This window comes from Streptomyces sp. NRRL F-6676 (genome assembly GCF_000725625.1).
Classification (GTDB): domain Bacteria; phylum Actinomycetota; class Actinomycetes; order Streptomycetales; family Streptomycetaceae; genus Streptomyces.
This window is the reverse complement of sequence record NZ_JOHS01000057.1, coordinates 25,103-39,775: the sequence shown is the minus strand read 5'-3', so window position 1 is coordinate 39,775 and position 14,673 is coordinate 25,103. Positions and strand designations below refer to the sequence as shown.

The window sequence follows — 14,673 nt, the reverse complement described above, 5'->3', positions numbered from 1 at the left end:
CCCCGCGCCCCTACGGGGCGCCCCGTAGGGGCGCGGGGAACTGCGCGGGCAACCAGTCACCCACCCGCACCCGCCGTAAGGCCCACCCGCCCCGAGTTCTGACGCGTTCGGGGTCCAAGGGGCGGAGCCCCTTGTGAGGATGGGACGGGTAGGGGCGGCGGGGGCGGGGAAGAGCCTCAGTCGGCCGGGTCGTCGGACGTGGCCTTGAGGGCGAGCCACAGTTCCATGCGGACGTCGGGGTCGTCCAGGGAGCGGCCCAGGATCTCCTCCACCCTCCGCATCCGGTACCGCAGCGTATGCCGGTGCACCCCCAGTTCCGCCGCCGCCGCGTCCCACTGCCCGTGCCGCGACAGCCACGCCCTGAGCGACGCCACCAGGTCCCCCCGCCCCGTCGCGTCATGCTCGCGCAGCGCCCGCAGCAACCCGTCCGCGAACGCCCGCACCGCGTCGTCCGCCAGCAACGGCAGCACCGACCCCGTCGCCATCCGGTCGTGCTCCACGAGCACCCTCCCCCGCCGCCGCGCCACGGACAGCGCCTGCTCGGCCCCCCGGTACGCACCCCCCGCCCCGGTCGGCCCGGCGGGCCCGGACAGCCCCATCACCAGCTCCTCGCTCCCGGCGGCGGGCCCCGCCGCGTACTCCGCGCACGCCCGCACCCCCGCCCCGCCGTCCACGGCCAGCACGACCAGCCGCCGTCCCTCGGCCCCCTCCGGCACCACGAGCACCGGCTCCCCCGCCCGCGCGGCGGCCGACTCGACCGCCTCGGCGAGCCCGCCCAGCGGATCACCGGCGCTGTCCGCGGCGTCCCCGGACGCCTCGGCGAGGAGCAGCCGGAACGGGGCGTCGAGGAGGTCGCCGTACAGGTCCCCGGCGACCGCACGGGCATGGTCGGGCTCGCCCGCGAGCAGCATCCGCAGCACGGCCGCGCCGATGCGCTGCTCGGCCGCGTGGAGCGAGCGGGAGCGTTCGGTGAGGAGGGTGAGCAGGGCGACCGCGGAGTGCACGGCGTAGCGCTCGGCGGTGCCGGGCGCGGCGGCGGTGCCCACGGCGAGCGCGGCCCGCGGCCGGCGCCCGGTGCCGAGGCTGTGCAGTTCGACGCGGTCCTCGGCGGCATCCTCGCCGCCGCCCTGGCCGCCGGTGACGACGGAGCTGGCGGGCGCGGGCCGCTCGCGCAGCCGTTCGACGTCGGCGGTGAGCCGCCCCGCCCGCCGCCCGGCCCACTCGGGCGCGGCGGCGACGACGGCACCGGAGGCGTCGTACAGCGCGGCCCATCCGTCGACCTGCGCGGCGAGCGCGGTGAGCAGTCCCTCGGGGCCGCCGCCGAGCGCCTGCCGGGTCAGCTCGCGCTGGGCGGCGAACCCGGCGGTGACGGCGCGGTACTGGTCGGCGGCGATGGCGGCGGAGACGGCCTTGCTGATGGCGAGGAACGGGGTGCGGCGGGGCACCTCGAGGAGCGGCAGCCCCTCCGCGCGCGCGGCGTCGACCAGGGCCTCGGGGGTGCGCTCGTAGTTGACCCCGACCGCGAACCCGAGCCCCACGACCCCCGCGCCCACCAGCCGTTTCACATAGCGGCGCATGGCCTCGGGATCCTCCGCGTCCAGCTTGAGCGCGGTGATCAGCAGCAGCTCCCCGCCCTCCATGTAGGGCACGGGGTCGGCGAGCTCACTGACGTGCGCCCACCGCACGGGCACATCGAGCCGCTCCTCCCCCGCACGCACGGTCAGCTTGAGCGCGGAGTGATGGACGAGCGAGGCGAGCGTGGGCGGCATGGGGCCTTCAGCGATAGGGGCGCGGGACCGTGTCAAGCTGCGGCCGCGCCGCGTGGGCGCAATCATTTCGGGGGGGTCCGGGGGCGCGGCCCCCGGGGTCGGGAAGGGAAGGCGCGGCGGGGGCGAGCTCAGCCCCGCAGATCCACCAGCAACGGCGGCGCGTGCTCCCCCCGCACCGTCGCCACCGACAGCACCGCATGTCCCGCGGGGACCTCGTGCGCCAGCTCCGACGCCGACCACCGCTCCCGCTCCACCTTCCTTATGGTCACCGCGTCCGTCGTCACCGCCTTCCCCGTCACCAGTTTCCGCAGTGCGTGGATCGCCCGTGTCATCGGCTGGTCGGCGAAGACCGTGTGCTTGGCGACGTCCCGCGTCTCCACCCACTCCGTGCCCCACGCCTGCGCGAACCGGCTGCCGTCCCACGTCGTCACCCCGGAGAACGCCATCCGGCAGCCGACCGCCCCGTACAGCGGCCCGTGCAGCGCCTCGGGGATGTCCCCGACCGTGCGCAGCGCGAGGACGACGCCCGCGTTCTGGGCCCGCAGCCGCTGGATACGGCGGACGGAGTCCGCGGTGACGGCGCCGGTCGCGTCGTCGAGCACGAGGCACGCGAAGTGCTGCCGCTCCCCGGCGCGCACGACGCTGGTGAACTGCGCGAGGAGCAGCCGGACCAGCAGCCGGGAGGCGTCCTCGTGCCCGTGTTCGGGCAGCTCGACGCGGACGCGCAGCGGATGGTGGGCGACGGCGCGCAGGGAGAAGGGCCGGGTGCCGGAGCCCGCCCCGAAGAATTCGGCGAAGGCGGGCCGGTCGAGCAGGGCGAGCCGGTCGGCGAGGGCGGGGGCGGGGTCGGCGGGGCTCGCGGCCTGCCGGATCCGTGCCTCCAGTTCGCGCCGCATCACGGCGTGCCCGGGTTCGCCGGAGCCGGCCAGCGCCTCGCGCAGTGCGCCGAGCCCGGCCTCGTCGCCCTCGAGGAGTTCCCGGAGCACCGGCAGCGTGGGGAAGCGGCCGTGCACCGCGCGGTAGGGGCCGAGGAGCTGGGCGAGCGCGGTGGCGGCCCGCCGGGTGTCGACGGCGTCCAGGTCGCCGACCAGCCCCTCGGCGAGGAACGCGGCGGCCTCCTCGGGGTCCTCGCTCTCCGCGTACGGGTCGAGGTCGTGCACGGAGGCCGGGTCGCCGATGCGCAGCACCACGTCGAAGGAGCCGTCGGGGCCGAGCGGGGTCCCGGCGGCGCAGACGGCGACGACCGCGCAGCCGCCGGTGAGCGCGTGCAGCGCGAGCGACTCGACGACGGGCCGCACGAGGTACTGGGTCTTGCCCGAGCCGGAGGGTCCGACGGCGAGCAGCGAGGTGGCCAGCGCGTCGGGGTCGAGGGCGGCGCCCGCCCCGCGGTACGGGGTGGGCGTGCGGTCGCGCTCGGTCCAGCGGCCGATGCGGACCTGGCCGTCGAGGACGTCGTGCCGTGCGGTGCGGGCGGGCAGGTCGCGGGCGCCGGACGGGTGCAGCCAGGCGGCGGCGCCCTGGCGCAGCACGGTCTCGGTGAACCGGGCGAGCCGGGTGGCGTCGTACCGGGCGGTGTTCCAGGCGCGCCGGACGCGGGCGCAGTCGACGTCGGTCATCCGGCCGCCGTGCACCTCGCCGCTGAGCAGGTCGGCGGCCTGGTGCTGTCCGGCGTCCCGCAGTTCGGGCCATTGTGCGGCGGGCCGCTCCACGGGCGCCGGTGCCGGCGCTCCCCCGGTGGCGGCCTCCGCCCGCGACCGTGCCGCGAGCCGTTCCCGCGCGTACCCCCACCAGCCGCCGATCCGGGCGAAGGGCCACAGGACGAGCAGGGTGATCAGCCCGTAGAGGCAGTCGGTGAGCAGGACGGACCGGAAGACCTCGTAGCCGCCGGTGACGAGGACGACGAGGGAGAAGAGCGGGTCGACGACGGGCAGCGCGTCCCAGCCGACGCCGGGGAAGGCGTCGGGGAAGACGAAGCCGAGCACCACCAGGGCGCCCAGCGCGGCGAGCAGCGCCCGCGCGGGCTGGGGGCGCCGGGTGACGACGTGCCGCACGATGTCGGGCCAGCTGCCGAGCCGCCCCATGGCGTAGACGAGGACCCCGAAGAACACGCCGTTGTAGACCTCGATGGCCTCCTGTCCCTCGAAGGTCTTCGGTGAGGTGGTGCCGGCCCACCACCAGTCGCCGGGGGTGAACAGCTTCAGCAGCACCCACTGGTAGGGGATGCTGCCGTGCCGCCACAGCGACCACAGCAGGAGGGCCACGACCAGGGGTACGGCGACCCCGACGAGGGTGACGGGCGAGAGCCGCTCGGGGTCCTTGTCCGGGCGGGGCTCCCGGTAGCCGTAGCGGAAGATCCCGGGGGCGGCGGCGGGCCGGGGCGTGTCGAGCCATTCGGCGACGGTGGCCGGCCGTACGGGTCCCTGTTCCGGCGCGGGCGGACCCGCCGGCATCGGCGGCAGCGCGGGCGGGGCGTAGGAGGGCTGCGGAACCGGAGGCGGCCCGGCCGGAGGCGGCGGTGGAGCGGGCCGTGGCACGGGACGGGCGTGGGTGCCACGTGCGTCGTGCGTGCCGTCGAAGTCCATCGAGGGTGCCCCCTGGCCGGCTGGTCCATTGTGGTTCTGAGCGGGTGGTCCCCGCGCGTGGTGCGCGAGGGTGGTTCGCGAGTCAATTTAATGCCCGTACGGAACGAGTCCAGCGGTTACGCGCCAGGCCGCCCCGGGCGGGCGCCCCTCCCCGTCCCGGCGGAGCGGGGGGAGGGCGCCAGGCCGCCCCGGGCGGGCGCCCCTCCCCGTCCCGGCGGAGCGGGGGGAGCCGGGTGGTGCCGCCGCGCCGTTCCGCCATGTCCACCACGGACAACGGCGGACGCCGACACCGCCCACATGGAGCATGCCCACTCCCACCGCGCGGACCTAGCCTGCGAAAAAGAGAAAGCGACGCGTCCGCACACCGCCCGTCGGAGCAAGACCACCCGGGAGCCCCCCATGACCGCACTTCCGCAGGAACGCCACCTCGCCACGGCCATCCCCGGCCCGAAGTCGCAGGAGTTGCAGGCCCGCCGCACCGCCGCGGTGGCCCAGGGCGTGGGCTCCACGCTGCCCGTCTTCGTCACCCGGGCCGGCGGCGGCATCATCGAGGACGTCGACGGCAACCGGCTGATCGACTTCGGCTCCGGCATCGCGGTCACCAGCGTCGGCGCCTCCGCCGAGGCCGTCGTGCGCCGGGCGTCCGCGCAGCTCGCCGACTTCACCCACACCTGCTTCATGGTCACGCCCTACGAGGGGTACGTCGCCGTCGCCGAGGCGCTGGCCGAGCTGACCCCGGGCGACCACGCCAAGAAGTCGGCGCTGTTCAACTCGGGCGCCGAGGCCGTGGAGAACGCCGTGAAGATCGCGCGGGCGTACACCAAGCGGCAGGCCGTCGTCGTCTTCGACCACGGCTACCACGGCCGCACCAATCTGACCATGGCGCTGACCTCGAAGAACATGCCGTACAAGAACGGCTTCGGACCGTTCGCCCCCGAGGTGTACCGGGTACCGGTGGCCTACGGCTACCGCTGGCCGACCGGCCCGGAGAACGCGGGCCCGGAGGCCGCCGCCCAGGCGATCGACGAGATCAGCAAGCAGGTGGGCGCGGACAACGTGGCCGCGATCATCATCGAGCCGGTGCTCGGCGAGGGCGGCTTCATCGAGCCGGCCAAGGGCTTCCTGCCCGCGATCCGGCAGTTCGCCGCGGACAACGGCATCGTCTTCGTCGCCGACGAGATCCAGTCCGGTTTCTGCCGCACCGGCCAGTGGTTCGCGTGCGAGGACGAGGGCATCGTCCCGGACCTGATCACCACCGCCAAGGGCATCGCGGGCGGTCTCCCGCTCGCCGCCGTCACCGGCCGCGCCGAGATCATGGACGCCGCGCACGCGGGCGGCCTCGGCGGCACCTACGGCGGCAACCCGGTCGCCTGCGCGGGCGCGCTCGGCGCCATCGAGACGATGAAGGAGCAGGACCTCAACGCGCGGGCCAGGGAGATCGAGGCGGTCATGAAGGCCCGCCTCACCGCGATGGCCGAGAAGTACGAGGTCATCGGCGAGGTCCGCGGCCGGGGCGCGATGATCGCGATCGAGCTGGTCAAGGACCGCACCACCAAGGAGCCGCACCCGGAGGCGACCGCCGCGCTGGCCAAGGCCTGCCACGCCGAGGGGCTGCTGGTCCTGACCTGTGGCACCTACGGCAACGTGCTGCGCTTCCTGCCCCCGCTCGTCATCGGCGAGGAACTCCTGACCGAGGGTCTCGACATCATCGAGCAGGCGTTCGCGCGCATCTGAACCGGGATCCCCACGTCTGTCGAGCCCACGTCAACGCACGTGAAGAACGTGTGCAAGGTGGATGGCGTCCTGGCGATCCGGGTGCCACAGGCCCCGCGGCTGCCGTAGGTTCTACCCAGATGAGAGATACACCCCGTCCACGGGGCACCGTGGACGAGTCCCGGCCGCGGCCTTCCCGGCTTCGACCTGGTCGTGCCCTCGCGCACACACCCGGGGCCTTCGGTCCCGGATCTCCTCACCGATCGGATGGCCGCTCGTCCCACACCCCCCGGGGCGGGCGGCACACCGGTCCGGACGGCCGGCCCGGAACCTCCCCCCCCTGTTCCGGGCCGGCCGACCTCTTTCCCGTCACGCCGCTCCGGTTCGCTGCCCTGCTCGCCGTCCCGGCCGTGCTCTTCGCCCTCCTGACCTGGCAGGTCCTCACCGACGGCCCCCTGCTGCGCGCCGACGCGCGGCTCAGCCGGGCGCTCGTCCACCCCGACCGCTTCTCCGAACTCCTCTCCGACCTCGGCAACGCGCAGGTCGCCGTTCCGGTGCTCCTGGTGTGCGCCGGGTGGGCGGCGTGGCGGCGCCGCGCCATTGGTCCAGACCGGTGGTGGGGTGCGCCGGGGGCGGCGGTACTGGTGATGGCGGCGGTGCCGGTGGTCGTCGTCCCGTTCAAGAACTGGACGGCGCGTCCCGGTACGCCGGCGGTACCGCCGGGGACGGGGTACTTCCCGTCCGGGCATACGGCGACGGCACTCGTCGCCTACGGCGCGGCGACGTTGCTGCTGCTTCCGCTGCTCGGGTCGGCGCGGGCCCGCCGCGCGATCCTCGCGGTGTGCGGTGCCTTGACGCTGGGCGTGTCGTACGGGTTGGTGCGACGGGGGTACCACTGGCCGCTGGACGTCGCGGCCAGCTGGTGTCTTGGGGTGGTGCTGCTGACGGTCTTCGCGCGGGTGGTACGTGGCTGGTCGCGCCCACGCGGCGAGCCGCACATTGACACAGCCCCACGCCCCTGAAAGCTGGGGGCGCCACCTGCCTGCCAAGGGGCGCGGGGCTGTATCGAATCTGCGGCTCCGCCGCGTGGGCGCGAGAAGCCCCACCGGGCCGTCGGCCGACAACGCACCCGGGCCACCCCTAGCTGTCGAAGCCCATGCCCAGCCGGTCAAGCACGCGCAGCCACCCGTTGCGCCGCCCCCCGTTCACGTCCGCCCGCGCCAGCGACCACTTCGTCAGGGTGATCCCCGCCCACGCGAACGGCTCGGGCGGGAACGGAACCGGCCGTCTCCGCACCATCTCCAGCGCCGTGCGCTCCGTCCGCTCCCCCGCCAGCAGATCCAGCATCACCTGCGCCCCGAACCGCGTCGCCCCCACACCGAGCCCCGTGTACCCCGCGGCGTACGCCACCCGCCCTCCGTGCGCGGTGCCGAAGAACGCCGAGAAGCGGGAGCACGTGTCGATCGCGCCGCCCCACGCGTGGGTGAAGCGCACGCCCTCCAGCTGCGGGAAGCAGGTGAAGAAGTGCCGGGCGAGCCGGGCGTACGTCTGAGGCCGCTGGTCGTACTCCGCGCGCACCCGGCCGCCGTACGGGTAGACCGAGTCGTAGCCGCCCCACAAGATCCGGTGGTCGGGGGTGAGCCGGAAGTAGTGGAACCGGTTGGCGGTGTCCGCGAGCCCCTGCCGCCCCCGCCAGCCGATGGAGGCGAGCCGCCCGGCGTCGAGCGGCTCGGTCGTCAGGGCGTAGTCGTAGACCGGGACGGTGTACGGCCGGACCCGGCGCACCAGACTGGGGAAGACGTTGGTGCCGAGCGCGACCTGCCGGGCGCGCACGCCCCCGTAGGGGGTGCGGACGGCCATCCCCGCGCCGTACTGCTTCAGCGTGAGCGCCGGCGTGCGCTCGTACACACGCACGCCCGCGGCGAGGCAGGCCCGCTTGAGCCCCCAGGCCAGCCTGGCCGGGTTGACGAGGGCGACGCCGCGCGGGTCGTGGAGTCCGGCGAGGAAGGTCGGCGAGTCGACCTGGGCGCGCACCTGCCCGGCGTCGAGGTACTCGGTGCCGTCGTCCAGGCCGCGGCGGCGGGCCTCGGCGTGCCAGGCGCGCAGTTCGGCGGCCTGGTGCGGGGCGGTGGCGACGTCGATCTCGCCGGTCCGCTCGAAGTCGCAGTCGAGGCCGTAGCGGGTGACGGCCTCCTCGATCTCGTCGAGGTTGCGGGCGCCGAGTTCCTGGAGCGTGTGGATCTCGCGCGGCCAGCGGGCGAGGCCGTTGGCCGTGCCGTGGGTGAGGGAGGCGGCGCAGAAGCCGCCGTTGCGTCCGGAGGCGGCCCAGCCGATCTCGTGGCCCTCCAGCAGGACGACGTCCCGGGCGGGGTCGCGTTCCTTGGCGAGCAGCGCGGTCCACAGTCCGCTGTAGCCGCCGCCGACGACGAGCAGATCGCAGACTTCGGCGCCGGTGAGCGCGGGTTCGGGGTGCGGGCGGTCCGGATCGTCGAGCCAGTACGGGACGGGCCGGGCCGCGGCGAGGGACCGGGTCCACGGGCCGGTGGCACGGGGGGTCATGGCACCTGGGGCCATGATGTCAACTCCCTACGGGAACAAGGTGGTTGTGGGAAGACAGCGGTCACGCGGTGCGGCGCCGGCGCCGGTTGCCCACGGCCATCGCGCCCAGCACGCACACCACGGCGACGAGGAACATGGCCGTGCCGATGACGTTGATCTGGACGGGTGTGCCGCGCTGGGCCGAGCCCCAGACGAACATGGGGAAGGTGACGGTGGAGCCCGCGTTGAAGTTGGTGATGATGAAGTCGTCGAAGGAGAGCGCGAAGGCGAGCAGCGCGCCGGCGGCGATGCCGGGGGCGGCGATGGGCAGAGTGACCCGCAGGAAGGTCTGCGCGGGCCCGGCGTAGAGGTCCTGGGCTGCCTGTTCGAGGCGGGGGTCCATCGACATCACGCGGGCCTTGACGGCGGTGACGACGAAGCTCAGGCAGAACATGATGTGGGCGATCAGGATGGTCCAGAAGCCGAGCTGGGCGCCCAGGTTGAGGAACAGGGTGAGCAGGGAGGCGCCCATCACCACCTCGGGCATGGCCATCGGCAGGAAGATCAGGGAGTTGATGGGGCCGCGGGCCCGGAACCGGTAGCGGACGAGCGCGAAGGCGATCATCGTGCCGAGCGCAGTGGCGCCGAGCGTGGCCCACAGGGCGATCTGAAGGCTCAGCGAGAGCGAGCCGCACATCCCGGCGACGCCGCACGGCTGCCGCCAGGCGTCGGTGGAGAACTCCTGCCAGGCGTAGTTGTAGCGGCCCTGGGGCTTGTTGAAGGAGAAGACGGTGACGACGACGTTGGGCAGCAGCAGATAGCCGAGGGTGAACAGCCCCGCGAGGACGACGAGGTTGCGCCTGAGCCACCGCAGGGGGGTCTTGGAAGCCATCTAGACCAGATCCTCCGTCCCGGACCGTCGGATGTAGAGGGTGACCATGATCAGGATGGCGGCCATCAGCAGGAAGGACAGCGCGGCCGCCGTCGGATAGTCCAGGATCCGCAGGAACTGGCTCTGGATGACGTTGCCGATCATCTGCGTATTGGTGGAGCCGAGCAGTTCGGAGTTGACGTAGTCGCCGCTGGCCGGGATGAACGTGAGCAGGGTGCCGGAGACGACGCCGGGCATGGACAGCGGGAAGGTCACCTTGCGGAAGGTGGTGAGGGGGGTGGCGTACAGGTCGCCGGCCGCCTCGTGCAGCCGTCCGTCGATGCGCTCCAGCGAGGTGTAGAGCGGCAGCACCATGAACGGCAGGAAGTTGTACGTCAGTCCGCACACCACGGCGAGCGGGGTGGCCAGCACCCGGTGGCCGTCGGTCATGCCGAGCCAGTTGGTGACGGAGAGGACGTGCAGCGAGTCGAGGGCGCCGACGACGGGGCCGCCGTCGGCGAGGATCGTCTTCCAGGCGAGGGTGCGGATCAGGAAGCTGGTGAAGAACGGGGCGATGACGAGGATCATCACCAGGTTGCGCCAGCGGCCCGCACGGAACGCGATGAGGTAGGCGAGCGGGTAGCCGAGCACCAGGCAGAGCACGGTGGCGGACCCGGCGTAGAGCACCGAGCGCAGGAACTGCGGCCAGTACGCCTGGAGCGCGTCCCAGTAGGCGGCGAAGTGCCAGGTGACCTGGTAGCCGTCCTCCAGGGAGCCGGTCTGCACGGAGGTGGAGGCCTGGTAGACCATCGGCAGCGCGAAGAACACGAACAGCCACAGGATGCCGGGGAGCAGCAGCCAGTACGGCGTCCAGCGGCCCCGGCGGCGCGGGGGCTTCCCGGCGGGCGGCGCGGGGGCCAGGGGCGGGGGCGCCTCGGTGAGGGTGGTCATCGGGCGGCCGCCCCTTCCCCGTCGGCGGCGGCGTCCTCGGCCGTTCCGGCATTCAGCGCCTGTGCGGCGTCGAGCCCGAACGTGTGCGCGGGGTTCCAGTGCAGGACGACCTCGGCGCCGGGCACCAGACGGGGATCGCGGTCGATGTTCTGGGCGTAGACCTCGAAGCCGGGGCAGACGGGGCTGTCGACGACGTACTGGGTGGAGACGCCGATGAAACTGGAGTCGGCGATGCGGCCGGTGACACGATTGCGGCCGTCCGGGATCGCGCCCGCCTCGTCGGCGTGGACCAGGGAGATCTTCTCCGGGCGGACCCCGACGAGCACCTTGCCGCCGTTCGTCGTGGGCGCCGAACATCGCGCTCGGGGCAGGAGGAGCTTGCAGTCTCCGGCCTTCACCACCAGGTCGTCGCCGGAGACGGAGTCGGTCTCGGCGGCGATGAGGTTGGAGGTGCCGAGGAAGTTGGCGACGAACGTGGTGCGCGGGTTCTCGTAGAGGTCGGTGGGCGGGCCGAGCTGTTCGACACGGCCGGCGTTCATCACGGCGACCGTGTCGGCCATCGTCATGGCCTCCTCCTGGTCGTGCGTGACGTGCACGAAGGTGATGCCGACCTCGGTCTGGATGCGCTTGAGCTCCAGCTGCATCTGGCGGCGCAGCTTCAGGTCGAGGGCGCCGAGGGGTTCGTCGAGCAGGAGCACCTTGGGGTGGTTGATGAGCGCGCGGGCGACGGCGACGCGCTGCTGCTGGCCGCCGGAGAGCTGGTGCGGCTTCTTGCGCGCCTGCTCGCCGAGCTGGACGAGGTCCAGCATCTCCCCGACCTGCTTCTTGACGCTTTTGATGCCGCGGCGGCGCAGCCCGAAGGCGACGTTCTCGAAGATGTCGAGGTGCGGGAAGAGGGCGTAGGACTGGAAGACGGTGTTCACCGGCCGCTTGTACGGCGGCAGGTGTGTGACGTCCTGTTCCCCGAGGTGCACGGTGCCGCTGGTGGGTTCCTCCAGCCCGGCGATCATGCGCAGGGTGGTGGTCTTGCCGCAGCCGGAGGCGCCGAGGAGCGCGAAGAAGGAGCCCTCGGGGACGGTCAGGTCGAGCGGGTGGACGGCGGTGAAGGACCCGTAGGTCTTGCCGATCCCCGTCAGCCGGACGTCGCCGCGCTCACCGGTGTGCGTGTGTGTCGTGGTCATGGTGGTCCTCACGCCCCCGTCAGCTTCGCGAACATGCCTTCGTAGGCGGTCTCTTCCTTCTGCGACAGGGCGCGGAAGGCGTGCGCCCGGGCGGCCGTGACCTTGTCCGGGACGATCAGCGGGTTGTTCGCCGCATCCTTGTCGATCTTCGCCAGATAGGGCTTCACGCCGTCGACCGGTGTCACGTAGTTGACGTAGGCGGCGAGTTCGGCGGCCGGCTCCAGCTCGTAGTAGTAGTCGATCAGCCGTTCGGCGTTGGTCTTGTGGCGCGCCTTGTTGGGGACCAGGAGGTTGTCGGTCGACATCATGTAGCCGCTGTCGGGGATGACGTAGTCGATGTCGGGGTTGTCGGCCTGGAGCTGGACGATGTCGCCGCCCCAGGCGACGCACGCGGCCAGGTCGCCCTTGGCGAGGTCGGAGGTGTAGTCGTTGCCGGTGAAGCGGCGGATCTGCCCCTTGTCCACGGCCTTCTGGAGGCGGGCGGTGGCCGCGTCGTAGTCGTCGTCGGTGACCTTGGCGGGGTCCTTGCCCATGTCGAGGAGGGTCATCCCGATGCTGTCGCGCATCTCGGAGAGGAACCCGACGCGGCCCTTGAGCCTGCCGTTGTCCAGCAGGTCGGAGACGGACCTGACCTCGATGCCGTCGAGCGCCTTCTTGTTGTAGGCGAGCACGGTGAACACGCCCTGCCAGGGATACGAGTAGGCGCGGCCGGGGTCCCAGTCGGGGTCGCGGAACTGCGCGGACAGGTGGGTGTAGGCGTGCGGCAGATGGGAGGGGTCGAGCTTCTGCACCCAGCCGAGGCGGATCAGCCGGGCGGCCAGCCAGTCGGTGAGGACGATCAGGTCGCGGCCGGTGGCCTGGCCCGCGGCGAGCTGCGGCTTGATCTTGCCGAAGAACTCGTTGTTGTCGTTGACGTCCTCGGTGTACTCGACCGTGATGCCGGTGCGCTTGGTGAACGCCTCCAGGGTCGGCCGGTGCTTGCCGCTGTCGTCGACGTCGACGTACTCGGGCCAGTTGGAGAAGCTGACGGTCCTCTCCTTGGCCGAGTGGTCCTGGGAGGAGACCCCGCCCTGTGTCTTGCCGGCCGCGGGGATGCCGCAGCCGGTCAGGGCCGCCGGGCCGCCGACCGCGAGCGCGCCGCCCGCGGAGGCCCGCAGCAGCGAACGGCGGGTCAGGGCGGCCCTGCCGCGCGCGGCACTGCGCCGCACGGCGGCCACCTGGGCCGGGGACAGACGGTCGGGCTCGTACTGCTCCATGCGCGTGGTGGCCTTCCTGCGTCCGGTGGAGGCGGTGGTGGACGGGGGGTTCCGGTGGGCCCGGAGTGCTCGTGGCACCGCTGGTTCAGGGCCGGTCTTCGAAGATCGTGCGGTGCCAGTCCTTCCGGGCCACCGCGGTGTTGTCGAACATGACGTGCTTGACCTGTGTGTACTCCTCGAACGAGTACGAGGACATGTCCTTGCCGAAGCCGGAGGCGGCATAGCCGCCGTGCGGCATCTCGCTGATGATCGGGATGTGGTCGTTGACCCAGACGCAGCCCGCCCGCAGCTCTCGGGTGGCGCGGTGCGCCCGGTGCACGTCCCGGGTCCAGGCGGAGGCGGCGAGCCCGTAGGGGGTGTCGTTGGCGAGCCGCAGCCCGTCGTCGTCGGAGTCGAACGGCAGCACGACGAGCACGGGTCCGAACAGTTCCCGCTGGACGATCTCGCTGTCCTGGGCGGCGCCCGTGACGAGCGTCGGCCGGTAGTAGGCGCCCTCGGCGAGGTCGCCGCCGGGTGCCTCGCCGCCGGTCACCACGTGCGCGTGGGCGCGGGCCCGGTCGACGAAGCCGGCGACGCGGTCGCGCTGGGCGGTGGAGATCAGCGGGCCGAGGTCGGTGTCCGGGGCGAACGGGTCGCCGAGGCGGACGGTCTCCATGAGGGCGGCGGTCCGGGCGGTGAACTCCTCGTACAGCGGCCGCTGCACATACGCGCGGGTGGCGGCCGTGCAGTCCTGGCCGGTGTTGATGAGCGCGCCCGCGACCGCGCCGTGCACGGCGGCCTCGAGGTCGGCGTCGTCGAAGACGACGAAGGGCGCCTTGCCGCCGAGTTCCAGGTGCAGCCGCTTGACCCCGGCGGTCGCGAGCGCGGCGACGCGTCTGCCGACGGCGGTGGACCCGGTGAACGAGACCATCGCCACGTCCGGGTGGGCCACGAGGTGCTCCCCCGCCTCCTTCCCCGTGCCGGTGACGACGTTGACCACGCCGTCGGGGATCCCGGCCCGCGTGGCGGCCTCGGCGAAGAGGAGGGAGGTCAGCGGGGTGAGCTCGGCGGGCTTGAGGACGATCGTGTTGCCCGCCGCGACGGCCGGGAGGACCTTCCAGGCGGCCATCTGCAACGGGTAGTTCCAGGGCGCGACGGAGCCGATGACGCCGACGGGTTCGCGGCGCACGTACGAGGTGTGGTCGCCGGAGTACTCCCCCGCGGCCAGGCCCTGCGGGTGGCGGGCGGCACCCGCGAAGAAGGCGGCGTTGTCGACGGTGCCCGGGACGTCGAACTCGCGGGTCAGCCTGAGCGGCTTGCCGCATTGCAGGGACTCGACACGGGCCAGCTCGTCGGCGCGGTCGGCGAGGACGGCGGCGAAGCGGTGCAGCGCCTCGGCGCGCTCGCCCGGGGTGGCGCCGGCCCACCCCGGGAGGGCGGCGCGGGCGGCGGCGACGGCACGGTCGACGTCGGCGGGGCCGGCGAGCGCGAAGCGGTGGATCTCCTGGCCGGTGGCGGGGTCGACCACGGCGTGCTCCCGGCCCGAGGTGCCGTGCGCGGGGGCGCCGGCGAGGTACTGCGCGCCGCCCGAGAAACGTTCCCGCACGTCGCGGAGGGCACGGGCGCGGAGACCGCCGGAGCGGTCTTCTGGGCGGTCCTCGGGACTGCGTTCAGGGCGCTGTTCGGGATGGTGTTCAGGGCGCTGTTCGGGATGGTGCTCAGGGCGGTGCTCGGGGTCGTTTTCGGGGTGGTGCATGCCGCTCTCCTCCGAGTCCCCGCGACGGAACCGACGTGGCCGAATCTCGATCTGGGTGCCGATCCTGGCAGAGCGGA

The 14,673-nt window shown here is 73.2% G+C and carries 10 protein-coding genes; 2 read left to right on the top strand and 8 right to left on the bottom strand.

The genetic code is table 11. The annotated features are described in order from the left end of the window. Positions 1-176 precede the first annotated feature (176 nt). The gene (locus tag IO29_RS26795; RefSeq protein ID WP_030382215.1) at positions 177-1,769 is read right to left on the bottom strand and encodes a PucR family transcriptional regulator; all 1,593 of its coding nucleotides are present in this window, start codon (positions 1,767-1,769) and stop codon (positions 177-179) included. 128 nt (positions 1,770-1,897) lie between these two features. Continuing rightward, positions 1,898-4,351, bottom strand: a complete 2,454-nt coding sequence (locus IO29_RS26790) for a type IV secretory system conjugative DNA transfer family protein (protein WP_030382214.1) — start codon at positions 4,349-4,351, stop codon at positions 1,898-1,900. A 399-nt stretch (positions 4,352-4,750) separates the two neighbouring features. Between IO29_RS26790 and gabT the strand changes: the two genes are divergently transcribed. Then, positions 4,751-6,085, top strand: a complete 1,335-nt coding sequence (gene gabT, locus IO29_RS26785; RefSeq protein ID WP_030382213.1) for a 4-aminobutyrate--2-oxoglutarate transaminase — start codon at positions 4,751-4,753, stop codon at positions 6,083-6,085. A 389-nt stretch (positions 6,086-6,474) separates the two neighbouring features. Further along, positions 6,475-7,086, top strand: coding sequence for a phosphatase PAP2 family protein (locus IO29_RS26780; RefSeq protein ID WP_324608185.1), 612 nt, complete (start codon positions 6,475-6,477; stop codon positions 7,084-7,086). A gap of 118 nt (positions 7,087-7,204) precedes the next feature. On the opposite strand, the gene IO29_RS26775 is transcribed toward IO29_RS26780, so the two are convergent. From IO29_RS26775 to IO29_RS26750, 6 genes are all read right to left on the bottom strand, one after another. After that, the gene (locus tag IO29_RS26775; RefSeq protein ID WP_106969888.1) at positions 7,205-8,638 is read right to left on the bottom strand and encodes an NAD(P)/FAD-dependent oxidoreductase; all 1,434 of its coding nucleotides are present in this window, start codon (positions 8,636-8,638) and stop codon (positions 7,205-7,207) included. Positions 8,639-8,684: 46 nt separating this feature from the next. After that, the gene (locus tag IO29_RS26770) at positions 8,685-9,494 is read right to left on the bottom strand and encodes an ABC transporter permease (RefSeq protein WP_030382210.1); all 810 of its coding nucleotides are present in this window, start codon (positions 9,492-9,494) and stop codon (positions 8,685-8,687) included. After that, entirely contained in the window at positions 9,495-10,424 is a 930-nt protein-coding gene (locus IO29_RS26765; RefSeq protein WP_030382209.1) for an ABC transporter permease, read from the bottom strand. It lies immediately after the preceding gene. Next, entirely contained in the window at positions 10,421-11,605 is a 1,185-nt protein-coding gene (locus IO29_RS26760) for an ABC transporter ATP-binding protein (RefSeq protein WP_030382208.1), read from the bottom strand. The genes IO29_RS26765 and IO29_RS26760 overlap by 4 nt, the downstream gene beginning before the upstream one ends. 8 nt (positions 11,606-11,613) lie before the next feature. Continuing rightward, positions 11,614-12,861 (bottom strand): ABC transporter substrate-binding protein, encoded by a 1,248-nt coding sequence (locus IO29_RS26755; protein ID WP_030382207.1) that lies wholly within the window; start codon positions 12,859-12,861, stop codon positions 11,614-11,616. Between the two features lie 85 nt (positions 12,862-12,946). Continuing rightward, positions 12,947-14,596 (bottom strand): gamma-aminobutyraldehyde dehydrogenase, encoded by a 1,650-nt coding sequence (locus IO29_RS26750; RefSeq protein ID WP_234307644.1) that lies wholly within the window; start codon positions 14,594-14,596, stop codon positions 12,947-12,949. Positions 14,597-14,673 lie beyond the last annotated feature (77 nt).